Source organism: Kribbella sp. WER1 (genome assembly GCF_054189145.1).
Genome location: NZ_CM135186.1, coordinates 1,361,432 through 1,384,932, shown reverse-complemented (window position 1 = coordinate 1,384,932; position 23,501 = coordinate 1,361,432). Strand labels below are relative to the sequence as shown.

At 69.7% G+C, this 23,501-nt stretch carries 22 protein-coding genes; 11 read left to right on the top strand and 11 right to left on the bottom strand.

Annotated elements, in window-relative coordinates; translation table 11 throughout:
- Positions 1–44 precede the first annotated feature (44 nt).
- The 4 genes from qcrB to ctaE are packed head-to-tail and all read right to left on the bottom strand — an operon-like array spanning position 45 to position 4,229.
- Positions 45–1,718, bottom strand: a complete 1,674-nt coding sequence (gene qcrB, locus ACXJJ3_RS06785) for a cytochrome bc1 complex cytochrome b subunit (RefSeq protein WP_458169089.1) — start codon at positions 1,716–1,718, stop codon at positions 45–47.
- Positions 1,715–2,767 (bottom strand): cytochrome bc1 complex Rieske iron-sulfur subunit, encoded by a 1,053-nt coding sequence (qcrA, locus tag ACXJJ3_RS06780; protein ID WP_458169088.1) that lies wholly within the window; start codon positions 2,765–2,767, stop codon positions 1,715–1,717. Before qcrA ends, qcrB begins: the two co-directional genes overlap by 4 nt.
- Positions 2,764–3,630 (bottom strand): cytochrome bc1 complex diheme cytochrome c subunit, encoded by an 867-nt coding sequence (gene qcrC / locus ACXJJ3_RS06775; RefSeq protein ID WP_458169087.1) that lies wholly within the window; start codon positions 3,628–3,630, stop codon positions 2,764–2,766. The genes qcrA and qcrC overlap by 4 nt, the downstream gene beginning before the upstream one ends.
- Positions 3,627–4,229: an aa3-type cytochrome oxidase subunit III gene (gene ctaE / locus ACXJJ3_RS06770; RefSeq protein WP_458169086.1), complete on the bottom strand. Its 603-nt coding sequence runs from the start codon at positions 4,227–4,229 to the stop codon at positions 3,627–3,629. Before ctaE ends, qcrC begins: the two co-directional genes overlap by 4 nt.
- A 142-nt stretch (positions 4,230–4,371) precedes the next feature.
- Between ctaE and ACXJJ3_RS06765 the strand changes: the two genes are divergently transcribed.
- From ACXJJ3_RS06765 to trpD, 3 genes are read left to right on the top strand one after another with little or no spacing between them, the layout of a single operon-like run.
- Positions 4,372–5,289 (top strand): cytochrome c oxidase assembly protein, encoded by a 918-nt coding sequence (locus ACXJJ3_RS06765; protein WP_458169085.1) that lies wholly within the window; start codon positions 4,372–4,374, stop codon positions 5,287–5,289.
- Positions 5,290–5,335: 46 nt separating this feature from the next.
- On the top strand, positions 5,336–5,755 hold the full coding sequence (locus tag ACXJJ3_RS06760; protein ID WP_458169084.1) for an Rv3143 family two-component system response regulator: 420 nt from the start codon (positions 5,336–5,338) through the stop codon (positions 5,753–5,755).
- A gap of 5 nt (positions 5,756–5,760) precedes the next feature.
- Complete coding sequence (gene trpD, locus ACXJJ3_RS06755; protein ID WP_458169083.1) at positions 5,761–6,804, top strand: anthranilate phosphoribosyltransferase; 1,044 nt, start codon at positions 5,761–5,763, stop codon at positions 6,802–6,804.
- Between the two features lie 48 nt (positions 6,805–6,852).
- On the opposite strand, the gene ACXJJ3_RS06750 is transcribed toward trpD, so the two are convergent.
- Positions 6,853–7,536 carry a hypothetical protein gene (locus ACXJJ3_RS06750; protein WP_458169082.1) on the bottom strand — a complete coding sequence of 228 codons (684 nt, stop codon included), beginning with the start codon at positions 7,534–7,536 and terminating at the stop codon, positions 6,853–6,855.
- 50 nt (positions 7,537–7,586) lie between these two features.
- Complete coding sequence (locus tag ACXJJ3_RS06745; protein WP_458169081.1) at positions 7,587–7,889, bottom strand: hypothetical protein; 303 nt, start codon at positions 7,887–7,889, stop codon at positions 7,587–7,589.
- An 820-nt stretch (positions 7,890–8,709) separates the two neighbouring features.
- Between ACXJJ3_RS06745 and ACXJJ3_RS06740 the strand changes: the two genes are divergently transcribed.
- Positions 8,710–8,832: a hypothetical protein gene (locus tag ACXJJ3_RS06740; protein WP_458169080.1), complete on the top strand. Its 123-nt coding sequence runs from the start codon at positions 8,710–8,712 to the stop codon at positions 8,830–8,832.
- Positions 8,833–9,044: 212 nt separating this feature from the next.
- On the opposite strand, the gene ACXJJ3_RS06735 is transcribed toward ACXJJ3_RS06740, so the two are convergent.
- The 4 genes from ACXJJ3_RS06735 to ACXJJ3_RS06720 all read right to left on the bottom strand — a co-directional run bounded on the left by ACXJJ3_RS06735 (position 9,045) and on the right by ACXJJ3_RS06720 (position 13,870).
- Positions 9,045–9,224 carry a hypothetical protein gene (locus ACXJJ3_RS06735; RefSeq protein WP_458169079.1) on the bottom strand — a complete coding sequence of 60 codons (180 nt, stop codon included), beginning with the start codon at positions 9,222–9,224 and terminating at the stop codon, positions 9,045–9,047.
- A gap of 404 nt (positions 9,225–9,628) precedes the next feature.
- Positions 9,629–13,285, bottom strand: a complete 3,657-nt coding sequence (locus tag ACXJJ3_RS06730) for a hypothetical protein (protein WP_458169078.1) — start codon at positions 13,283–13,285, stop codon at positions 9,629–9,631.
- Between the two features lie 122 nt (positions 13,286–13,407).
- A complete protein-coding gene (locus ACXJJ3_RS06725) occupies positions 13,408–13,692 on the bottom strand; it encodes an Lrp/AsnC family transcriptional regulator (protein ID WP_380198338.1) in 285 nt (94 codons plus the stop codon).
- A 31-nt stretch (positions 13,693–13,723) separates the two neighbouring features.
- Positions 13,724–13,870, bottom strand: a complete 147-nt coding sequence (locus ACXJJ3_RS06720; protein WP_458169077.1) for a hypothetical protein — start codon at positions 13,868–13,870, stop codon at positions 13,724–13,726.
- On the opposite strand from ACXJJ3_RS06720, the gene ACXJJ3_RS06715 reads away from it, so the two are divergent.
- Entirely contained in the window at positions 13,863–14,090 is a 228-nt protein-coding gene (locus ACXJJ3_RS06715; protein ID WP_458169076.1) for a hypothetical protein, read from the top strand. The genes ACXJJ3_RS06720 and ACXJJ3_RS06715 overlap by 8 nt on opposite strands.
- A gap of 324 nt (positions 14,091–14,414) precedes the next feature.
- Here ACXJJ3_RS06715 and ACXJJ3_RS06710 read toward each other — a convergent pair whose 3' ends face one another.
- On the bottom strand, positions 14,415–16,208 hold the full coding sequence (locus ACXJJ3_RS06710) for a DEDD exonuclease domain-containing protein (RefSeq protein WP_458169075.1): 1,794 nt from the start codon (positions 16,206–16,208) through the stop codon (positions 14,415–14,417).
- Between the two features lie 174 nt (positions 16,209–16,382).
- On the opposite strand from ACXJJ3_RS06710, the gene ACXJJ3_RS06705 reads away from it, so the two are divergent.
- From ACXJJ3_RS06705 to ACXJJ3_RS06680, 6 genes are all read left to right on the top strand, one after another.
- Positions 16,383–17,690: an NYN domain-containing protein gene (locus ACXJJ3_RS06705; RefSeq protein WP_458169074.1), complete on the top strand. Its 1,308-nt coding sequence runs from the start codon at positions 16,383–16,385 to the stop codon at positions 17,688–17,690.
- A 155-nt stretch (positions 17,691–17,845) separates the two neighbouring features.
- Positions 17,846–18,049, top strand: coding sequence for a hypothetical protein (locus ACXJJ3_RS06700; RefSeq protein WP_458169073.1), 204 nt, complete (start codon positions 17,846–17,848; stop codon positions 18,047–18,049).
- A gap of 313 nt (positions 18,050–18,362) precedes the next feature.
- A complete protein-coding gene (locus tag ACXJJ3_RS06695; protein ID WP_458169072.1) occupies positions 18,363–19,424 on the top strand; it encodes an NlpC/P60 family protein in 1,062 nt (353 codons plus the stop codon).
- An 86-nt stretch (positions 19,425–19,510) separates the two neighbouring features.
- On the top strand, positions 19,511–20,980 hold the full coding sequence (locus ACXJJ3_RS06690; RefSeq protein WP_458169071.1) for a hypothetical protein: 1,470 nt from the start codon (positions 19,511–19,513) through the stop codon (positions 20,978–20,980).
- Entirely contained in the window at positions 20,973–22,220 is a 1,248-nt protein-coding gene (locus ACXJJ3_RS06685; protein WP_458169070.1) for a M48 family metallopeptidase, read from the top strand. Before ACXJJ3_RS06690 ends, ACXJJ3_RS06685 begins: the two co-directional genes overlap by 8 nt.
- Positions 22,217–23,329, top strand: a complete 1,113-nt coding sequence (locus ACXJJ3_RS06680) for a glycosyltransferase family 4 protein (protein WP_458169069.1) — start codon at positions 22,217–22,219, stop codon at positions 23,327–23,329. Before ACXJJ3_RS06685 ends, ACXJJ3_RS06680 begins: the two co-directional genes overlap by 4 nt.
- Positions 23,330–23,501 lie beyond the last annotated feature (172 nt).

Genomic DNA, 23,501 nt, shown 5'->3' with positions numbered 1-23,501 from the left:
GAACGGCCCCGGGCGAGTGCCCGGGGCCGTTCGTTGTTTGAGCGTCAGGAGTGATCGCTGGTGACCTCGCGGTAGGTCTCCGTGTCCTCCGTCAGTTCGTGGATCTCGTCGGCGTCGTGAGCGTGCTCGTGCGCCTCCTCGATCTCCTCAGCGGTCGGCTTCTGGACCGCGTCGGCGTAGTAGAACCGGGACAGGGCGGCGCGGGCCTTGTGCAGCGCGCGGCGCGGGGCGCGGACGCCGTTGTCGTCGGTCTCCGGGCCGATCTCGTGCGGGACGACGCGGTCCCGCGCGGTGAGCGAGTAGGCCTCGTACGTCGAGATCGGCTGGTGCTTCTCGGTGTACTTGCCCTCCGCGTCACGCACGATGACTCCGGTCTCGAGACCGTGCAGCAGCCGCTCCTGATCCGCCCGCTGCAGCGAGATCGCCCAGCGGCGGGTCACCCAGAAGGCCAGGATCGGCCCCAGGATCACCGCGAACCGCAGGAACCAGGTCACGCTGTTCAGCGAGATGTGGAAGTGGGTGGCGAGCAGGTCGTTACCACCACCGACCCACAGCATCGCGTAGAAGGTGATGAACGCGACGCCGATACCCGTCCGGGTCGGCACGTCCCGCGGCCGGTCCAGCAGGTGGTGCTCGCGCTTGTCCCCGGTGATCCACCCCTCGATGAACGGATAGAGGGCGACCAGTGTGACGAACGCGGGTGGCACGATCAGCGCCGGGATGATCAGGTTCCAGCTCAGCGTGATGCCCCAGAAGGTCGACTCGAATCCGGGGAAGATACGCACCGAGCCTTCCAGCCAGCCCATGTACCAGTCAGGCTGCGAACCCGCGGTCACCGCGGCCGGGTCGTACGGCCCGTACAGCCAGACCGGGTTGATCTGCATCAGCGCACCCATCAGCGCGGTGATGCCGAAGACCACGAAGAAGAAGCCGCCGGCCTTGGCCGTGTACACCGGGAACAGCGGGTAGCCGACCACGTTCTTCTGGGTCCGGCCGGGACCGGCGTACTGCGTGTGTTTGTGGTACACGACCAGGAACAGGTGGACCGTGACCAGCGCCAGGATGATGCCCGGGATCAGCAGCACGTGGGCGATGAAGAACCGGGAGACGAAGTCGCCGCCGGGGAACTCGCCGCCGAAGATGAAGAAGTTCATGTACGTGCCGACCACGGGGGACGCCTGGATCATGCCGTTGGTGATCCGCAGACCGGTACCGGACAGCAGGTCGTCGGGGAGGCCGTAGCCGATGAAGCCCTCGATGATGCCGAGGAACAGCATCCCGAAGCCGATCAGCCAGTTCAGCTCGCGCGGCTTGCGGAACGCGCCGGTGAAGAACATCCGGAGCAGGTGCACCATCATCGCGGCGATGAACAGCACGGCCGCCCAGTGGTGGATCTGCCGGATCAGCAGGCCGCCGCGGATGTCGAAGCTGAGGTTCAGCGTGGAGGCCATCGCCTCCGACATGTGTACGCCCTTGAGCAGGCTGTACGAGCCGTTGTACGTGACCTCGGCCATCGAGGGCTTGAACCAGAAGGTCAGGAACGTGCCGGTGAGGATCAGGATGATGAAGCTGTAGAGCGCGATCTCACCCAGCATGAAGGACCAGTGGTCCGGGAAGATCTTCCGTAGGTTCTTCTTCCCGATCTTCGCGATGCCGAGGCGATCGTCGAACCATTTGACCGGTCCGGGGAACTCTGTGTTTGTGGACACTGTTGTCACCCTCGTTCGAAGAAGCTCGGGCCGACCGGCTCGGTGAAGCCGCTCTGCGCTACCAGGTAGCCCTCACTGTCAACTGCCAACGGTAGCTGAGGAAGCGGCCGGGCTGCAGGGCCGAAGACGACCTTGGCCCCGTCGGACAGGTCGAAGGTCGACTGGTGACAGGGGCACAGCACGTGGTGCGTGGTCTGCTCGTACAGCGAGATCGGGCAGCCGACGTGGGTGCAGATCTTCGAGTAACAGAGGATCCCGTCGATACCCCAGTTCTCCCGGCCGGGCTTGGTGCGGATCTCGCTGGGCTTGATCCGGACCATGATCACCGCGGCCTTGGCCCGGGCGTTCTGGTACGCGACCGGGTCCTCCTCCTGCATCGGCGCCAGGTTCGCCGGCGCGCCGTTGACCAGCTGGCCGACGACCATGTCGGACGGCATGATCGGGCGGTTCGTGACGTCGTTGACGACCCGGATGCCCTTCGCCCAGATCGTGTTGTACAGCGCGCGGCCGGGCAGCGGGCCGAGGTCGCGGAGCAGCACGATGGCCGGCAGGCCGAGGGCGCCGAGGGCACCGATCAGCGAGTTCCGGATCATCTTGCGGCGGCCGAAGCCGGACTCCGCGGCGCCCTGCTTGAACGCCTCGGTGATCTCGGCGATCTGCTCCGGCGACGAGTGCGCGGCGTGCCGGTCCTCGGCGATCTCCTCGTCGACCATCAGCTTCTTGGCCCACTGGATCGCGCCCGCCCCGATCAGGAACAGCGCGAGCCCGATGCACAGGCCGATGACCATGTTGTTCGCGTTGCCGGACAGCGGGCCGAACACCAGGATCGAGTGCCGCGGGATCGCGAAGTACGCCACGCAGGCGCCCAGCACCAGCAGTGTCGCGATGCCGAACATCGCCGACACCTGACGCTCGACGCGGTCGGCGGCCTTCGGGTCGATGTCGGTGATCCGCGGCTCGTGCGGCTCCAGACCCGGGTCCGGGATCGGCTCCGCCACCTCGAGCGCGGAGCCGTGCTCTTCCTCCGCCTTCGCGGGGAGGTTCTTCTCGTCGCTCATTCGGCCTTCGCTCCCTTGGCCTTGGCGCCCTTGGCGCCGATCCAGACCGCTACGCCGACCAGCAGGCCGATTCCGACGACCCAGCCCCACAGGCCCTCGGAGACCGGGCCGAGCCGGCCGAGGCCGAAGCCGCCCGGGTCCTTCTGGCTCTGCAGCGCCTTCAGGTAGGCGATGATGTCCTGCTTGTCCTGCGGCTGCATGACCTGGTCGGAGAAGACCGGCATCTGCTGCGGGCCGGTCAGCATCGCCTCGTAGATGTGCTTCTCACTGACGCCCATCAGCGACGGCGCGTACTTGCCGTTCGGCAGCGCACCGCCGCTTCCGGCGAAGTTGTGGCACGCGGTGCAGTTGGTGCGGAACAGCTCGCCGCCCCGGGTGACCTGCTCGTCGGTGGCCTTGCTCACGTCGTACGAGTCCGCGGACGGTACGGCGGGGCCGGGGGCCAGCGACGCGACGTACGCGGCCAGCGCCTCGATCTCGGCCTGCGAGTACGCCGGCGTCTTGCGCGGGATCTGCGCACCCGGCTGCTGGGCGGGCATCCGGCCGGTGCCGACCTGGAAGTCGACCGCGGCCGCTCCGACGCCGATCAGCGACGGCGCGGCGAACTTGCCCCCGCCGTTCGTGCCGCCCTCGGCGTTGAGGCCGTGGCAGCTGGAGCAGCCGACCGCGAAGAGCTTCTTGCCCTCCTCGATCTGCTGCGACTGGGCCGAGTTGTCCGCCACGGCGTTGTCAGGGGCGAAGGCGGCGTACGCCGAGCCGACTGCCAGGAGGCCGAACAGGAGCACGACGAGGCCGGCGGACCGGTGCCGTCGTCGCGCGGAGAGAAAGCGCGCCGGTGACAAGGGATTTCTCTTCTCACTCATTTGAGCAGGTAGATGGTCGCGAACAGGGCGATCCAGACCACGTCGACGAAGTGCCAGTAGTACGACACGACGATCGCCGAGACGGCCTGTTCGTGGGTGAACTTACGAGCCATGTACGTCCTGGCCAGGACGAACACGAAAGCGATGAGGCCGCCGGTCACGTGCAGACCGTGGAACCCGGTGGCCAGGTAGAACACCGAGCCGTAGGCGTTCGCCGAGATCGTGATGCCCTCGTGCACCAGCTCGGCGTACTCCGTGACCTGGCCGGCGATGAAGACCGCGCCCATCAGGTACGTGAGGATGAACCACTCACGCATGCCCCAGGCGCGGACGTTCAGCACCGAGCCGGTCCGGCCGACCCGGCCGTGCTCGGCCGCGAAGACGCCGAACTGGCAGGTGAAGGACGACAGCACCAGGATCGTCGTGTTCACGGCCGCGAACGGGACGTTCAGGTGGTGCGTCATGACCTGCCAGAGGGTCTCCGTTCCCGGAGCGGCGGCAGCGGTCGTCACCGACCGGATGGTGAAGTACGCCGCGAACAGGGCGGCGAAGAACATCAGTTCGCTCGAGAGCCAGACGATCGTGCCGACACTGACCATGCTGGGACGGTCGGCATGACCGTGTTCACGAGACGCTGGGAGCGCGGTTGCAGTGGCCACGCGGTCATTATGTCGGTCCTTGCGTTCAGCGCTACGACCACCCCCGTGCATGTCGTGAACCAGCTGTTCCTACTGTGGATCCGTGCTTCCCCTTCACGCCTCTCCGGGCGACCGGATCGAGCCGCTGACCGCGGTCCGGTTGCTGACGGCATGGACCTTCGAACCGGTGTTACTCGGCGTGATCGTGGTGCTCGGGGCGCTTTACCTGTACGGCGTCCACCAGCTCCGCAAACGCGGCGACAAGTGGTCCCGCGGCCGGACGTTCGCGTTCGTCGGGGTCGGCCTGGGCAGCGCCGTGATCGCCACCCAGTCGGCGCTCGGGACGTACGACACCGTGCTGATCAGCGTGCACATGGTCCAGCACATGATCCTGTCGATGCTGACGCCGCTCGCGCTGGCACTCGGCGCTCCGGTCACGCTGGCGCTCCGGACGCTGCCGCAACCGCCCCGGAAATGGTTGCTCTCCGTGTTGCACTCGCGGTTCGCGAAGGTGATCTGCTTCCCGCTGATCGGGTTCACGCTGTTCGTACTGAGCCCATGGGCGCTGTACTTCAGCGGCTGGTACGACGCGACGCTGCGGTCCACCGTGCTGCACGATCTGCTGCACCTGCACTTCATCCTGGTCGGATCGCTGTTCTTCTGGCCGCTGCTCGGCCTGGACCCGGTGCCCGGGCGGGTGATCTACCCGTTCCGGCTGATGATGACGTTCCTCACGTTGCCGTTCCACGCGTTCCTCGGGATCACGATCATGGGCGCGAACACGCTGATCGCCGAGGACTGGTACACGAGCTTCGAACGGTCCTGGCCGCCGTCGCCGCTGCACGACCAGTACCTCGCGGGCGGGCTGCTGTGGGGCTCCGGCGACCTGGTCGGGCTGGTGTTCTTCGCCGTACTTTTCGTCCAGTGGGTGCGCGAGTCGCAGCGCGAGGCGCGCCGCGAGGACCGCCGTCTGGACCGGTTGGAGGAACAGGCTCGCAGGGTCGGACAGGTGCCCCGGTAGCATTCGGGTGTCCAGTCTTCTTCAGAACAAAGCTTGGGATGGATCGATGAGTTCAGAGCGTCCGCTGAGGGTCCTGGTCTACAGCGACGACCGTACGACGCGGGAGTCCGTCCGGCTGGCCCTCGGCAAGCGGCCGACGGCCGATCTGCCCGAGCTCGAGTACGTCGAGTGCGCGACCGAGCCGGCCGTGATCAAGACCATGGACAAGGGCAAGATCGACCTGGCCATCCTGGACGGCGAGGCCGTCCCGGCCGGTGGCCTCGGGATCGCGCGGCAGCTGAAGGACGAGATCTTCCAGTGCCCGCCGGTGCTGGTCATCACCGGCCGGCCGCAGGACGCCTGGCTGGCGACCTGGTCGCGGGCCGAGGGCGCGGTGTCGCACCCGATCGACCCGATCAAGCTCGCCGAGGTCACCGCGGACCTGCTCCGGCAGCGGGTGGCAGAGCTCCCCGCCATCACTTCCTGACCTCGATGGGCGCCTACACCTGGTCCCACGTCATCGGGCCGCTGCTGCGGCACGAGGACCTGGAGGCCGCCGCCACCGCGTGGGCGATGGAACAGATCCTGTCCGGGGCCGCGACCCCGGCCCAGCTGGCCGGGTTCGTGATCGCGCTGCGGTCCAAGGGCGAGACGGTCACCGAGGTCGAGGGTCTCGTGCAGACGATGCGCGAGTTCGCGACCCCGATCAGTGTGGCCGGCCGGACGCTGGACGTGGTCGGGACGGGCGGTGACCAGGCCCACACGGTGAACATCAGCACGATGTCCGCGATCGTCGCGGCCGGCGCCGGTGCGAAGGTCGTCAAGCACGGCAACCGGGCGGCCTCGTCCGCGTGCGGTGCCGCCGACGTACTCGAGGAGCTCGGCATCCCGCTCGACCTCAGCGGCCCGCAGGTGGCCGAGGTGGGGGAGCGGGCCGGGATCACGTTCTGCTTCGCGTCCGCGTTCCACCCGGCGCTGCGGAACGCCGCCGTACCGCGGCGTGAGCTCGGCGTACCGACGACGTTCAACCTGCTCGGCCCGCTCGCCAACCCGGGCGACCCGTCGGCGCAGGCCGTCGGAGTCGCAGACGGACGGGTCGCCGGGCTGATGGCCGGCGTACTCGCGCGACGTGGGATCGACGCGCTGGTGTTCCACGGCGACGACGGGCTCGACGAGCTGACCACGCGTACGACGTCCCAGGTGTGGAGCGTCGGCGGTGGAGAGGTCGACGGACCGGTGACGCTGGATCCGCGGGAGCTGGGGATCGAGCCGGTGTCGGCGGACGCGTTGAAGGGCGCGGACGCGACGTACAACGCGAAGGTCGTCCGGGCGCTCGTCGAGGGCGAAACCGGGCCGGTGCGGGACGTCGTACTGCTGAACGCCGGCGCGGCCCTGGCGGCGTACACGCCGGAAGCCGGCAGTGTCACCGAACGGATCCGGACCGGGATGGACCGCGCCGCGGAGGCGCTCGACTCCGGCGCCGCGAAGGACGTGCTGGACCGGTGGATCACGGCCTGCGCCGAGGTGCGCGGCTGATCTCTCGTGTGCATCGGGCCGGCCGGGGTTTCCGGCCGGCCCTTCGCGTTACTTGTTGATCTTGATCTGGCTGACCTTGGTCCGCCAGACGTTCTGCCAGGCCGGGGTGGAGCCGGCGATGTCCGCGATCGACACGTCCGCGGTACCGTCGCCGCGGTCGACCACCGCGATCATCACGGTCGAGAACGTCTCCGCCAGCTTCGGCACCTTCACGACCACCTTCGCGACGATCTCGTGGCCCGGATGCCCGTTGACCGTGATCGCCTTGTGCTGCGTGCCCTTCATCACCTGCGCGTTCTTGTCGTACAGGCTGGTGATCGCCCGGGCCCCGATCTGGATCCCGGCCTCCTTCAGCCCGGCCGGTGTGTTCTTGTACGCGATGTCTGTCGGCAGCTGCCCGAACGCCGTGTAGTTGCCCCAGGACGCGCTCTTGCCGTCGTAGTTCTTGTGCACGGTCAGCCAGATCGCCGCGCCACCCATCAGACCGGTGCGCTCGTAGGAGTTACCCCAGGCCGAACTCATGATCGGCATCGTGTCGGTGTTCGAGGCAACCATCTCGGTCCCGATCACCTTGCCGTACGGCGTTTGCGTCTTGGTCGGCTTGGCCGACGGGTTGACGGTCTCGAGCGGCTTACCGGTCGACGGGAGGGCGACCGGGGTGAGGGCGTCGGCCTTGTTCCAGACCCACCCCGCACTCAGCCCGGTAGCCGCCAAGGCGACTACGACCAACACGACGGCCCCAATCACCCGCGCCCGACCGTTACCCCCACTAGACCCCCCACTCAACCAACCACCCAGACCCCCGGAGCCAGCGCCGGCCGCATGCGCTCCCACGTCACCCGACCCGCCCCCAGCCGCACCACCGCGCGCAGCGCCGGACTGATCGCCGTACGAACCCGCGCCGTACGAACCCGCGCCGTACGAACCCGCGCCGTGGGTGCCTGCACCGTGTGCGCCCGTACCGCGGGGACTCGCGCCGAACGCACCTTGCCCGGCCGCGTCCGCACCATGGCTACCTGCACCCTGCGCGCCCGCGCCGAATGCTTGCCCGCCATCCCCAGCCAACGGCCCAGCCGCATGCGCACCCGCGGACTGCCCGCTACCCGCGGACTGCCTACCCGCGGGCTGCCCGCCACCATCGGCAGGCCCGCCAGATGCCGGCTTCGCGTAGGGCCCAGCCGCTTGCGAGATCGCGTCGCCAAACGCACCTCGTTCAGCACCTGGTACTTGCTGTCCGCCCGGCGCACCACCGAACTGACCACCCTGCGGGCCTCGCGGCGCTGCGTGCTGGCCCGGGTTCCGAGCACCTTGCCCACCTGCCTGCTGTCCGCTCTGCCCACCACCGAACTGACCAGGCCGCTGCCCCGGCTGAGCTCCCACGTCCTGCCCGCCGTACTGCCCAGACCACGAACCACCCGGCTGCGAACCGGTCGGCTGCGCAGCCGACCCGCCCCACTGCCCGCCCTGGGACCGATCGGAACCGCCGGCCGACGCGCCGGACCCGCCCGGGTGGCCGGTCTGTTGGCCGCCCGCCTGGGCTCCCATCGCCTGAGCCTGCCACCCAGCCTGCGGCTGCCCAGACTGCTGCCCAGACTGCAATGGCTGCTGCCCTGACTGCCCTGGTGGCGACCCTGGCTGCCCAGATTGCGGCCCCGGCTGCTGCGGCACCTGCTGCTCACGCCACACCTGCCCGCCAGGCGCCTGGTCGCTTTGCACTGGCCCAGCGGGCCTGCTTTGAGCCGGCCCACCGGGCGCACCTTGGGCTGGTGCGGCGGGCGCGCCGTGGGTTGGTACGCCGGGTCCGCTGTGGGTTGGTACGCCGGGCGCGTGCCCGCCGTGGGCTGGTGCGCTTGGCAACTGTCCGTCTCGCGTAGGTCCACCCGGCGCCCGGCCGGGTGACTGGTCTTGCAGGCCCGCTTGTGGCTGCTGCTGACCGGCGTACTGCGGTCCCGCTGGAGGAGCCGCGTGCTGCGGGCGCGCCGGCTGCTGGGGAGTCGGCTGCTGCGCATGCGGCTGCTGCGCGTATGACTGCTGCGCGTATGACTGCTGTGCATACTGCTGCTGTGCGGACGGTTGTGGTGCCGGCGGCTGTTGTGTAAGCGGGTGCTGCGCAGGCGGACGCTGCACGTCTGAACGTTGAGCGCCAGCCTGCTGCGTTGTCGGCTGCTGCACGTTTGAACGCTGAGCGTCAGCCTGCTGTGCTGTCGGCTGCTGCTGAGCGCTCCACGGCTGCTGGCCAGCTAGTGGTTGTCCGTCAGCCGGCGCACCAGGCTGCTGACCCGGCGGCTGCTGTTGATCCCACGACCGCTGGCCAGGTGCCTGTGCTCCGGGCTGCTGCCAGCTGTCGGCTTGTTGACCACCCACGTGCCGGTTGCCTGCTTGCTGACCACCCACAGGTCCACTGTCTGCTCGCTGACCACCCACGGGTCCGCTGTCTGCTTGCTGACCGCCTGCAGGTCCGCCGTCTGCCTGCTGGTTGCGCAGGTGTTGGCCGCTAGGCGGTTGGTTGGCCGGCGGTTGGGTGGGCCAGGTGGGTTGCTGGGGTGGGGCTGCGTGTTGGGGGCGGGCTGGCGGCGGGGGCGGCGGGGCCGGGGCGGGGGACTGGCCGAACAGAGCGTCCGACGAGCTTGCGTCTGCGGGAGCCGGCTGATCGGGGCGGGGCGCCGGGACAGGAGGTGCAACCGGCGTGCCGGACAGGGAGTCCCCGGTGCCGGACAGGGAACCGTTATTGCCGGACAAGGGGTCGCCTGGGCGTGCCTCAGCGGCCGGCGTTCCGGAGTACGGGCTGGCGCCGTCCTCGGTGGGGTGGTTGAGGTCGTCGTTGTCAGCCAACTTGAATTCCCTTAAAGGCCTCGTCTGCGGCCGTTTTCAGATCTGGGCGGTTGGTGGGGATCTCGCTGATGTACGCGACCGCAGTGCCGTCGCCGAGATCGAAGACGGCCACCGTCAGGGTGAGGACGCGGTCGGTCACCTTCGGGGCCGTGGTGGTCACGGTCTGCTGGACGAACCAGCCGGACTTGTCGGAGCGTTTCACCGCGCCGTTCGCGAGCGGCTTGAACGTGACCGGGATGCTGCCGTACAGCCCGCCGTCGTGCAGCTGCGCCGCCAGCGACAGCGCGGTCGCCTTCGGGTCGCCGGTGAAGCCGGAGCCGGTACCGAGTCCGCCGACGAAGATGTCCGCGGACCAGTCGTCCGAACCCGCGGCCTTCTCGGTCAGCACGATCCGCTGGCCGTTCGAGTGCTGGAGTTGCTGGACGAGCCGGATCCGGTCCGACCACGGCGGCTTGCGGCGCGGGAACGAGATCGCCGTCGACGCGATCCGGTCGGCACCCTCGTGCAGCTTCGGGTTCTTGGACTGGCCGGGCGTGGTGCCGCCGGTCGGGCCGGGCGACGTACTCTGCGTCGGCGTACCACTCGGGTCCGGGTTCGCGGTCTTGTCGTCGTGGTTGGTGAGCAGGACGATCGCGGCCACGATCAGCAGTACCAGCGCGATGCCGCCGCCGACCAACAACGGCAGCTTCCCGCCGAACGGCCCGCCGCCACCGGGGCTCTTGGACTTCTTGCTCTTGCCCTTGGTGTCGCGCTTGCCGACGCCGGAGCTCAGGTCGGCCTTGCCGCCCCAGGCCTCGTTTCCGTTGTCGCCCCAGGCTTGCTGCTGTGGTGGCTGCTGCTGGGTTTGCTGGTTGGCCCATTGCTGGCCGTTTTGCTGGCCGTTTTGTTGGTTGGGGCCCCAGCCGTTGTTGGGTTGCTGGTTGGTCGGTTCCTGGACTGGCCAGCTTTGGCCGTTGCTCCAGGGCTCGTTGGGGCTCTGTTGGGCTTGCTGGCCCCACGGGCCGGATTCCTGAGCGCCGTGCTGGTCGCCTACGCCCCAGCCGTTGTCAGCCGGTGCATCCGTACCCGCCGAGGCCTGCTGCGAGCCCCAGAGTTGCTGGGACTGCACGGGCTGCTGTTCGGGGGTCGGCTGCTGGTTGGGCTGTTGGGGGTTTTGGTTTGGTTGCTGGGACCAGTTTTGGGGCGCGGGCTGCTGGTCGGGCCAGTTCTGGTTGCCGGACTGCTGGTCGCCCCACAGTTGGACGGGCTGGTCCGGGGTGGAGTCGGTCGACTCGGGGACGGTCCAGAGCGGGCCGGCCTTCTCCGGGGTCGTTAAGTCGTCCTCGTCGGAGGCTTCGACGCCCCAGGCCGGTACGTCGCTTGTCGCGTCGGGCTGCTCGTCGCCGCCTTGGCTGCCCCAGTCGGGCTGCGGTACGGCCGCCTCGGAGTCGTCCGCTGCCAGGCGTGCTGCTTGGTCGTCTGCTTGTGCGGCGGTGGGATCCGTTGTGGTGTTGGGGGTTTGAGTAGCCGGTTGGGGCGGGTCGGTTGGCTGTGCGGCGTCCGGTAGCGCGGTGGATGCAGCAGCCGCAACACCTGCTCCGAGAGCAGCCCCTGCGATCGTCGCACCGGTAGTACCTGCTGATGTATTCGCGTTGCCCGTGCCCGTGCCCGTGTCAGCAGCAGTGCCAGCGTCCGGCGTAGCCGGGCCTGCGTTGGCGGTGCGGGGGGCTCCGGTTGTCGTGTCCGCGTTGGCTGTGTCGGCCGTGGAGGGCGTGGTAGCCGTGTCCGCATTGGATGGGTCGGCTGTGGAACGCGCGTCAGTGATGTCTGCGGTGGCCGCGTCCGTCCGCGTGGGGTCCGCAGGTTGCGGGACTGGGGCGAGGCGGAGGGTGGGGGTGGTGGGTTCCGGGGATGGTTCCTCGGGGGCCGCGTTGCCGGCTAGGGCGGCCTCGATGGCTTCGGCTTCGGCTGGGTCGCGTTGGGTCCAGTGTTCGGCGGGAGCCGGGGCGAGGACGGGGGCGCCCCAGGTGGCGCGGGCGCGCTCCGCGGGGGTGGGACCGTTCTCGGGGGTGGGTACGCCGGACTGGTCGCCGGGGCGCTGCACAGCCGGGTGCTGTACGCCGTGCTCCTGGTCGCCGGGGTGCTGGTCGCCCGGGCGTTGTACGCCCAGTTCCTGGTCGCTGCGGTGCTGGACGTCCAGGTGCTGTACGCCGGGCTGGTTACCAGGGCTTTGTGCGCCGGGCTGCTGGTTACCAGGGTGCTGTGGGTTGGGCTCGTGTACGGCAGGGTGTTGTGCGCCGAGGTTCTGGACGTCCAGGTGCTGTACGCCGGGCTGCTGGTCAGCAGGGTGCTGTGCGCCGAGCTCGTGTATGGCGGGGTGGGCGTTGGCCGCGGGGGTGTACTCGTCGGGGGAGACGGCTCGGAGGTGGGGGCTGTCGTTGGTGGGTTGGGGGGTTCCCCAGAGTTGGGGGGTGGCGGAGGGTTGCCACCAGCCGGATTCGGGGGTGGGGTCTTGCGGGGCGGGGGTGTCGGGGGTGCCTACTGAGCGCAGGCCTGACGTACGTGCCGACGGTTGGGGGGTTGCCTCCGGCTGGGCGGTTGGGTGCTCCGGGGCCGGTGTGGGGTGTTGCTGAGGGGCGGGTGCCTGTTGGGGGTTGCCGTCGGTGGGCGGCTCGTCGTACGACGTGAACTGGTCAGCGGCCCAGGGCTGTTGGTCGGCGGACCAAGGCTGCTGGGGGGTTTGCTCGTGGGCCGGGTACTGCTGGCCGGACCACTGCTGTTGCTGGGGTTGTTCGACGTCGGGGGAGGGTTGGTCGCCCGACCAGGGCTGGATCTGGGTTTGCTCGGAGTTCGGGTCGGGCTGGTCGTAGGAGGTGAACTGGTCGGCACCCCAGGGCTGTTGGTTGGCGGACCAAGCCGGCTGGTCGGGGGTTTGCTGGTTCGACCATTGGTTGTTGTCTTGTGGCGGTTGGATCTGGGTTTGCTGGGTGTTGGGGTCGTCGGGTTGTTCGTACGACGTGAACTGGTCAGCGCCCCACTGCTGCTGGTCGGCGGACCACGCGGGCTGATTGGGCTGTTCCTGACCGGACCACGGCTGGATCTGGGTCTGTTCGTTGTTCGGGTCCGGCTGGTCGTACGAGGTGAACTGGTCGGCGCCCCAGGGTTGTTGGTTGGCGGACCAAGCCGGCTGGTCGGGGGATTGCTGGTTCGACCACTGGTTGTCCTGTGCCGCTGGGGGTTGGATCTGGGTTTGCTCGGAGTTCTGGTCCGGCTGGTCGTAGGACGTGAATTGGTCGGCGCCCCATTGCTGCTGGTTGGCGGACCAGGCCGGCTGGTTGGGCTGCTGGTTCGGCCACTGGTTGTTGTCCTGTGCCGGTGCAGGTTGCTCGGGGGAGCTGGACTGGTCGGCGCTCCACGGCTGTTGGTCGGCTGACCACGTGGGCTGGTTGGAGTCCGCGTTGGCCGGGTTCGGCTCGGGCGAGGGCGACTGGTCGGCGTCCCGCTGTTGATGGGTCGACGACGAGGCCGGTTCGTCAGGCACGGTGGCGGACAGGGTTTCCGCCTGGTCTTCGTGGTCGGTTTGGTTGGTCCACTTCTCGCCGTTCCAGAAGCGGATGGTTTTGGGTTGGCCGGTGGGGTCGGGGTACCAGCCGGCGGGTGGGTTGCTCATCCGCGTCCTCGCTGCACTGCCGGCGCGCATGCGCGGACCTGCTCGGCGACGAACTGACCCCAGACGTTCATGTGCTCACCGTAACTTCAGCTCGTGTCAGTCGGACCGGAACGGACCAGTCCTCAGACACCGTCCTCGCCCAGGCTGAAGGCTGCTTCCAGGTCGTGGCTGGAGTACGCGCGGAACGCGATGTGTGTCTCGGTGCTGAGCACACCCGAGACGCGGTTCACGTGCTCAGGGATGACGGTGGCCAGGTCGTCGTGGCGGGCGACGCGGACGAGCGCGATCAGGTCGAGCCCGCCGGTCACGGAGTACACCTCGCTGACGCCGTCGATGGCGGCCACCGCCTCGGCGACCTCGGGGATCCGTGCGACGTCGGCCTTGATGAACACGATCGCGGTGACCATGCCGTCCTCTCCTTACTACCTCTGGTACTTCTCACGCCTCGACCCGCTGAAGCATAGTGCGGTCGAGGCCTCGCAGCGTCCGCGCCGTCGGTTCGTCGGCGGGCAGGAACGCCTCCATCCGCAGTTCCGCGACGGTGACGTCGATCGCCGTACCGAACCGGGTCAGCGTGGTGATCAACCGCAACTCCCCGCTCGCTGTCCGTAGCCGCAGCGGTACGGCGAACCGGACGTGCTCCGGCCCCGGCGCCGGGCGGGATCAGCGCGACGAGCTCCGCGATCAGCTCGTCCGCGGCGAGATCCCAGCCCGTCCGGATGCAGGAAACAGCCAGGGCACCGGCACCGGCCCCTCCAGCAGGTACGGCGCGACGCCGTCCGTCAGTACGCCGAACGACCCGTAAGTTCGCAAGCACCACGTCGCCGCGACGGTCGACCACCACCGCCGGACTCGGGCGATGCCCGTCGAGGATCCCGGTCAGCGCCGTACGGATCGCGGCCAGGCTCGGGGCGTGTCCGCCGGCGACCAGCAACTGGTACCGCTCCCGCAGCGGCGCCTGCAGGGACTCGGCGAGCCGGATGACCATCTCGCGGCCCGGCACCGAGCGACCGCCCTCGATGAAGCTGCTGTGTCGCTGCGTGGTGCCCGCGCGCACGGCCGGCTCCAACTGGTTGACCCACCGCCGTGTCCGCCACGCCCGCAGCCGCACGGCGACCTCGGAGGTCACCTAGCTCACCCGCGCCGGACCCAGCGGCCGCATGTGGCGACGGCGTTCGGTGGGGTGCTGGTGGAGGTCGCTGTGGGCGTTGTCGAGGCGGGTGAGGTGCCGGCCGGCGCCACTCACCGGGCAGGTCCAGGTGCCGTCCATCTCGACCAGCCGGACGCCGGGGAGCTCGAGCCAGCGCAGGATCAGCTCGATCTCCTCCGGGGACGCGGTCGCGACCGGGCCGATCCCGGGCAGCACCGTCTCGGCCGACGCCCGGAGCATCTCCAGGTGCCGCCGCGGATCCGTCCCGCGCGGGCTGAACCCGGCCGCCGCGAGCCGGCCGCGGCGGATCACGTGCAGCTCCCAGCCGCCGTCGTCGGTACGCCGCGCCGCGCAGATCTCCGCGCACCCGGTCACCGACGCCATCCGCTGCATCCGCGCCGAACTCCGCACGAACGCGCTCAACCGGTCCCGGTGGACGGCGGCGTCCTCGAACCGCTCGTCCGCGGACAGTACGTCGATCCGCCGGTCGAGCGCGTCGACGACCGGTGTAGGGTCCACGGTCAGCGCGGACCGCAGCCCGGTGACGAACTCGCCGTACGAATCCGCGGAGATCCGCCCGTCGCAGGGCGCCACGCAACGGCCCATCTCGGCCAGCACGCACGGTGACAACGAAGGATTACGAGACATCCGCGCGGTGCACTGCCGGATCGGGAACGCCTCGTGCAGCGCGGCCATCGCCCGCTCCGCGGTCTTCCGGGAGCTGAACGGGCCGAGGTACCCGGCGTCGTCGTCGCGGACCTGTTTCACCAGCGAGAGCCGCGGAAACGGCTCGACCGTGACCTTCAGCCAGTGCTGCCGCTCGGGGAACTTGGATTTCCGGTTGTACCGCGGCTTGTGCTCCGCGATCAGCCGGAGCTCCCGGACCTCGGCCTCCAGCGGCGTACCGCACTCGATGCCGCGGACGGCGGTGGCGATGCCGACCATCTCGCCGATCCGGTTCCGGGTCTCGGAGGCGGTGAAGTACGACCGGACCCGGGTCCGCAGGTCCTTCGACTTGCCGACGTACAGCACCTCGCCGCGGTCGTCGGTGAACAGGTACACACCCGGTGCGTGCGGCAACGACTCGGCCAGGTGCCGCTTCTTGCGGACCGCGGGCGCGACCCGGGACGAGAACGTCTGCAGGTCCTCCAATGTTTGCACGCCCAACGACCCGACCCGCTCGAACAGCCCGTGCAGCACGTCGACGGTGGCGCGCGCGTCGGACAGCGCCCGGTGGTTCGGCGTGGTGGTGGTCCGGAACAGCTTGGCGAGCGTGCCGAGTTTGCAGTTCGGCGCCTCGTCCGGGGTGATCACGCGGCGCGCCAGCAGCGCGGTGTCGACGACCGCGAAGTCGGGCCAGTCGTACCCGTGCACCTGGGTCTCGTGCTTCAGGAAACCCATGTCGAACGGCGCGTTGTGGGCGACCATCACGCACCCGTGCGCGAACTCCAGGAAGGCCGGCAGCACCGAGTCGATCCGCGGTGACGAGGCAACCATCAGGTCCGAGATGCCGGTCAGCACGGCGATGAACGGCGGGATCGGCTCGGACGGGTTGACCAGCGTCTGGAACTCGCCGAGCACCTCGCCGGCCCGCACCTTCACCGCGCCGATCTCGGTGATCCCGCCCTCGCCCGGCGGGTTACCGGTGGTCTCCAGGTCCACGATGCAGAACGTGATGTCGCGCAGCGGCGTACCCAGGTCGTCGAAACTGTGCTGGACGCCACGGATCGGCAGCGACGATTCCGGGTCCATGGCGGGCACAGGGCTGGTCATGGACATGACGCTAGGAGCCGCCACCGACAATTCCGCAGGTGACACGCCTGCAAGTCGACTAGGCTCTGGGTATGCGTACACAGGCGATCACTCTGGATCAGGGCCCGCGGCCCGTCCGGTGTGGTCTGCGTCACCGGCCGTTCCCGGTCGCCGTTCCAGCCGGACTGCGGACCGGTGACTGAGGCCGGCACCGCCGCGAGCTCTGCTGCCACGACTCTGCCTGAACCGGTCCGGCAACGCGTCCTGACCCTCGCTGCGCACGCCCTCGGGCAGCTTCCCGCGACCGACATCCCCGCTCCGTTGCGCCGGTTCGCGAGTTTCGCGCCGGCCCGCCGGGCGAAGCTGTCGGCGTCGGTGCTCGGCCCGATCCTGGAGACCGACGACCACTTCCGGAAGCTGACCGCGTTCGAGGTACGGCGTGAGCACCCGGAGCTCGGCGACGCGGTCGCGGACGGCGTACCGGTCCCGGCCGCCGATCCGGTCGAGGTCGCGGCGCTTGCGTACCTCCTCCGGCCGGACGACTGGGAACAGCATCTGGCAGCGGTCGCGCAGGTCCCGGTGGAGAACCCGCGCGCCGACGCCGAAGCTGTCCATCGGCTGTCCGACCAGCTCGACCAGGCCCGCACCGAGACCCGTCAGGTCCGCGAACGGCTTCGTGATCAGGTCAACGAGCTGAAGGCCGAGAACGTCACGCTCCGCCGCAAGCTGAACGAGGCCCGGCAGCGGATCACCGGTCTGCACACCGAGCTCGAGCAACGCACGAAAGAGGCCGCGACCGCCGACGAACGGGTCGACGCCGCGCGCGCCGAGGTCGACCGCGAGCTGCGGAAGCTCCGCGCCCGGATCACCGAACTCGAAGCGGTCGAGCACGCGGCCCGGCGTACGGCGGGACAGGAACGCGAGCTGGCGACGACACGGACCCGGCTGCTGCTGGACACGTTGCTGGAGGCAGCGAGCGGGCTGCGCCGTGAGCTGGCGCTGCCGCCCGGGGGCGAGCTCCGCCCGGCGGACACGGTGGCCGGCTCCGAGCCTGAGGCGGCCCCGGTCGGACGTACGGCGCCTGAGGACGACCCGGCGTTGTTCGACGAGCTGCTGTCGTTGCCGCAGGTGCACCTGATCGTCGACGGGTACAACGTGACGAAGACGGCCTGGCCGAACTCGCCGCTGCACTCGCAACGGCAGCGGCTGGTGACCGCGCTCGGGGCGTTGGTGGCGCAGCGTCGCCTCGAGGTCACGGTGGTGTTCGACGGCGCCGAGCTGTCCGGGCCGGTGCAGCTGAACCCGCCGCGCGGCGTCCGGGTGCGGTTCAGCCCGGCCGGGGTGATCGCGGACGAGGTGATCCGGCAACTGGTCCGCGCGGAGCCGCCCGGCCGCCCGGTGGTGGTCGTCTCCACCGACCGCGAAGTTGCCGAAAGCATCGTCAAACTCGGCGCCCGCGCCCTCTCCTCGGCCAGCCTGATCTCACGGATCGCCCGCACGTAGCAACCGACCCCCGCCCCACCTGCCGGGCGAAGCCCGGTTGCTGTTCTGAACGGAAACTGTCGGTGGGGTTCTCTAGCGTCCTTCTCAGCCGGATGCAAGTCCGGGTGCTTCCCCACTTGGAGGATGTTGTGCTGATCGACTGCGACGCTTGCGTGATGAGGGGTCCGGGGTGCCAGGACTGTGTCGTCACCGTGGTGCTGGGGTTGTCGGCCGAGCGGTCCGGCAGCCTGCGGATCGACGACGACGAGAAGGCCGCCCTGGACGCGCTGGCCGACTCGGGGCTGGTTCCGCCGCTGCGGCTGGTGCACGCGGTGGACAGCATCGAGCCGGACGCCAAGCCGGAGGAGCAGACCGGATGACACGCCGGTGTTTGTCAGGACGATGACGCGCCTGACCCTGCTCCGGACGTGCCCGGAACCCCTGTAACGGAAGGCGAAACGGCCGTTTGGCCGGGAACCCGCTTCGTTAATTTTCGATCAAACCCGAGGGGCGAATTGCACTGGTCACGAAACGGTCACTACTGTTACCTCTCGTTGCCTCAGGGTGTCGGCCGCTCCGGCCGACCGGGCAGCGGCAAGCCGAGGGAGTGACCCGGCGGATCCGCGGACCTGACGTTCGCGGCCGGAGTGGTCAACGGGGACGGCGCGAGCAGAGGAAGGGACCGACCGGGCTGTGTCCATCGGACGCGTCAACCGCACCAAGGGAATCGCTCTCGCCGCCATCACCAGCACGGCTGTCGCTGCGGGCGTGATCCTGATCCAGGGAGCGGCGGACGCCGACCCCACGCCCAGCTTGGCGGACGCGAAGAAGCAGGTCGCGGCCCTCCAGCACCAGGCCGAGACGGCCGGTGAGTCGGCGAACGACCTGCGCGGCCAGATCGACGCCTCGAAGGCGCGGGTCAAGGCGCTGCAGGCGGGGATCGCCAAGCAGCAGGCGCAGGTGGACTCGGTGAAGCGGCAGATCGGCTCCCTCGCGGTGGCCGGGTACCAGACCTCGGGCATCTCGACGACCGCGCAGCTGCTGCTGTCGACGAACCCGGACCAGTTCCTCAGCCAGGCGTCGACCGCCCAGGCGTTCGCCGGCCAGCAGAACTCGGCGCTCCGGCGCTACCAGCTCGCGCAGGGCAAGCTCACCGACCTGCAGGCCAGCGAGCAGACCGAGCTCGGCGCGCTGCAGGCCGTGCAGGCGAAGCAGTCCGGTTTCGTCAACCAGCTGAACGCGAACCTCGACAAGGCGCAGAAGGTCCTCGACAAGCTCAGCGAGGCCGACCGGAAGCGAATCCAGGAAGAGAACGCGAAGGAAGCGGAGAAGCAGCGCGCCCAGCGCCCGACCCGCGACAGCACCCGGACCAGCGACGACAAGAACCAGCCGAACATCCCGGCCAGCGGCCGCGCGGCGATCGCGATCAACGCGGCGCTGGCGCAGCTCGGCGACCCGTACGTGTGGGGCGCGGCCGGCCCGAGCTCCTTCGACTGCTCCGGCCTGACCATGTACGCCTGGGGCAAGGCCGGCGTCTCGCTGTCGCACTCCTCGAAGGCGCAGGCCAGCGAGGGCCGGCACATCAGCAAGTCCGAGCTGATGCCGGGCGACCTGGTGTTCTTCTACAGCCCGATCAGCCACGTCGGCATCTACCTCGGCAACGGCCGGATCGTGCACGCGCCGCGCCCGGGCAAGAGCGTGGAGATCGCCTCCCTCGACGAGAACCCGTACACCACGGCAGTCCGTCCGGGCTGACCTGCCCCGTTGACATACTCATCGGCTCCGGGAGGGATCCCGGGGCCGATGACGTTTCGTGATGCCGTACTGTCGGAGGAGGCCGGGTGTCCCGCCTGACTGGGGCAGGTGAGCAGCGAGGGGCCGAGGTGATCGACGAGCACGGCGACACGGTTCCGCTGCCGGTGGTCCCGTCCGACGGTGACCCTGAGCAGCCGGACCACCACCCGGGGCAGCCGGGCGCCGGGGGTACGCCGTTCGCGCCGATCCTGAAGAAGGTCGCGCTCGGGCTCGCCGTCTGCCTGGTCGCCGGAGCGGGGTACGCCGGTCTGCAGTACGTCGCCAACGCGCCCGCCGGCCCGAACACGCGCGGCTCGCACCAGCCTGTCTCGACGCCGAGCACGGACCAGGCGCAGGCGGGTGTGCAGCGGGCGGTCGCGGGCGAGGCCGTACTGCAGAAGATGGCCGACGCGGTCACGAACGACAACCGCAGCGAGTTCCTGAACGCCGTCGATCCGCAGGCGACCGCGTTCCAGGCGAGCGCGCGGATGATCTTCGGCAACCTGAGCACGCTCCCGATCAGCACGTTCCAGTTGCGGTACGTGAGCGACGACTCGAGCGGCCTGACCCCGGACCGGAAGCTCGAGCTCGGCGGCTCGCAGGCGTGGCTCGCGCAGGTGGAGGTGTCCTGGCAGCTGTCCGGGTTCGACCTGACGCCGGCCCGTGAGACGCTGCCGGTGACGTTCGTGACCCGGGACGGCAAGACGTACGCCGCGTCGTTCTCGGAGCGGTTCGCCGCCGGGCAGCGGCGGCCGATCTGGGCGCTCGGTCCGCTCGAGCTGGCCAAGGGCAAGCGCAGCCTGGTGATCGGTCTCGGGCCGGAGACCGACGTGAAGAGCTACGTCTCGGTCGCCGACAAGGCGGTCGAGTCGGTGTCCAAGGTGTGGGGCAAGAAGTGGCGGCAGAAGGTGATCGTCTACCTGCCCGCCAAACAGGCGCAGATGGAGGGCATCCTCGGCGCCCAGCCGAACACGTACACACAGATCGCCGCGGTCACGATGGCCGAGCTGGACCAGCCGGCCGCGAACGCGCCGGTGCGGATCGTGGCGAACCCGAAGCTGTTCGAAGAGCTCGGCAAGCAGGGCCGCCGGATCGTGCTGACCCACGAGACCACGCACGTCGCGTCGAACGCGACCGCCTCGCCGGTCCCGTTGTGGCTGGCCGAGGGGTTCGCGGACTATGTCGCGTTCACGGCGGTTCCCGTCCAGGACGACTCGGCGGCGAAGGAGCTGTTCAAGGCGGTCCGGGCCGGGAAGGTGCCGACGACGCTGCCGACACCGGAGGCGTTCGCGGCCTCGGCGACCGACCTGCCGCAGGCGTACGAGTCGGCGTGGCTGGCCTGCCGGCTGATCGCGGAGCGTGAAGGGCAGGACAAGCTGGTGGCGTTCTACCGCGCCGTGGACCGGTCGGGGAGTGCGTCGGGTCTGGCGGACGCGTTCAAGTCGGTGCTGGGGATGACCGAGGCCGAGTTCGTGGTGCAGTGGCAGAAGTACCTGGAGAGGCTCGCCGGTGCCTAAGCGCCCGAGCGGCGCGATGGCGCCGCGCGTGACGGGCGGTGTGCTCGCGCTCGCGCTGGTCTTCACGATCGCGGTCACCACCCCGTGGCACCTGATCGACCTGCCGAAGCCGGACGCCGCGCTGGACTTCACCAGTGCGCAGATCGCCCGCCAGAACGCGTTCCGGCACGACATCCTGAAGTGGTCGACCGCGTCCTGGATCATCTCGGTCGTGGTCCCGTTGGTGATCGGGTTCAGCCCGCTGGGCCGCCGGTTGTACGACGCGCTGCGCGTCCGCCCGTGGTTCCTCGCCGTACCGGTCACGGTCGCCGGGATCGCCCTGATCACGAACCTGCTCACGGTTCCGACCGACGTACTCGCGGAGCGGGTGAGCCTGAAGTACGGGCTGTCGGTGCAGAACTGGCGGCTGTGGGTCTGGGACCGCGGCGTCAACTGGTTGCTCACGTCCCTCGGCGTCGCGGTGATCGCGGTCCTGCTGATCGCCTTGGCGAAACGCTGGCAACGCGGCTGGTGGTTGCCGGGAGCAATCATTTCTGCGCTGCTGGTACTCGGTGTGTCGTTCGCGTACCCGGTGCTGGTGGAGCCGCGCTTCAACCACTTCACGTCGATGCCGGCCGGTGCCCTGCGCAACGATTTCCTCAAGCTCGCGGAGCAGGACGGCGTACCGGTCAAGGACGTGCTGGTCGCGGACGCGTCGAAGCGGACGACCGCGTTGAACGCGTACGTGTCGGGCTTCGGGTCGACGCGCCGGCTGGTCGTGTACGACACGCTGCTGAAGGACACGCCGCCCGCGCAGGTGCGGCTCGTCGTCGCGCACGAGCTCGGGCACGCGGCCGAGGACGACGTACTGCACGGCACGCTGATCGGTGTGCTCGGGACCGCGTTCGGGATCACGTTGCTGTCCTTGTTGCTCGGGGCCCGGATGGCGGATCCGCGCCGGACCGGGCTGTTCGTGGCGCTGGTGGTCGCGGCGACCACGCTGGCGAGCCCGGTACAGAACCTGGTCAGCCGGAAGATCGAGGCGCGCGCCGACTACCACTCGCTGCGGCTGACGAACGACCCGGAGGACTTCGTCGCGATGCAGCGCGATCTGGCGGTGCGGAACATCTCCGGTCTGGACCCGAGCCGCTGGCGGTACTGGATGTTCGCGACGCACCCGACGCCGCCGGAGCGGATCGCGATGGGCCGCGCCTGGGCCGCGCAGAACGGTTCCACGGTGCCGCCGCTGGCCAAGCGATGACGGTTCTCGTCGTCACGAACGACTTCCCGCCGCGGCAGGGCGGGATCGAGACGTTCGTGCGGTCGTTGTGCGACCAGGTCCCGGACGTCGTCGTGTACACCTCGCGGGAGCCGGGCGACACGGCGTACGACGCGCGGCTGCCGTTCCCGGTGGTCCGGGACCGGACGTCGATGTTGTTGCCGACGGCCCGCGTCACGAGGCGGGCCGTGGAGTTGATGCATTCGTACGGCGCCGACCGGGTGCTGTTCGGGGCGGCGGCGCCGCTCGGGCTGATGGGGCCGGCCTTGCGGGCGGCCGGAGCGCGGCGGATCGTCGCGATGACGCACGGGCACGAGACGTGGTGGGCCGGCGTACCGGGGGCGCGGCAGGCCTTGCGGCAGATCGGGGACGCGGCCGACACGATCACGACGGTGTCGGGATGGTGCGAGGAGCAGATCCGGCCGGCGTTGTCGTCGGCAACGGTGATCCGGCGGCTGACGCCGGGGGTGGACTCGGAGCGGTTCCGCCCGGGCGTCGGCGGTGAGCGCGTACGCCGGGAGCTCGGGCTGGTCGGCGTACCGGTGGTGGTCTGCGTGTCGCGGCTGATCCGGCGGAAGGGGCAGGACACGCTGATCCGGGCGTGGCCGCGGGTGCAGCAGGCGGTGCCGGACGCGCGGCTGCTGCTGGTCGGTGGCGGGCCGGATCGACGGCATCTGGAGGCGCTGGCCGAGCGGTGCGGGGTCGCGGACGCGGTGGTGTTCACCGGGCCGGTGCCGTGGGCCGGGATCCCGCCGTACGTCGACGCGGGGGACGTGTTCGCGATGCCGTGCCGGACGCGGCGGTTCGGGCTGGAGCCGGAGGCGTTGGGCATCGTCACGCTGGAGGCGTCCGCGTGCGGAAAGCCCGTGGTCGTGGGCGATTCGGGCGGTACGCCGGACACGGTGCGGCACGGTACGACGGGATACCTGGTCGACCCGTACAACCCGGTGGCCGTCGGCGTCCGGATCGCCGGATTGCTGACGAACGCCGAGCACCGCGCGGAGCTGGGGGCGGCGGGGCGCGCATGGGTCCGGGAGGAGTGGGGCTGGGAGCGGTCCGGCGCCGTACTGAGAGAACTGCTGGACAGCTGACGGCGGATGTCGTGTACTCTGGCCGACATGCACCGGATGTTCCGACTTGCCGCAGCCGTACGAGCTTCTTGCTCCCCGGCTGCCGCTGCCTGACATCCTGAACTTCCCACCGGCGACCGGAAACGGTTCGCCGGTGTTGTTGTTTCCGTAGCCGGTGGTCTGGTTCCGGTCC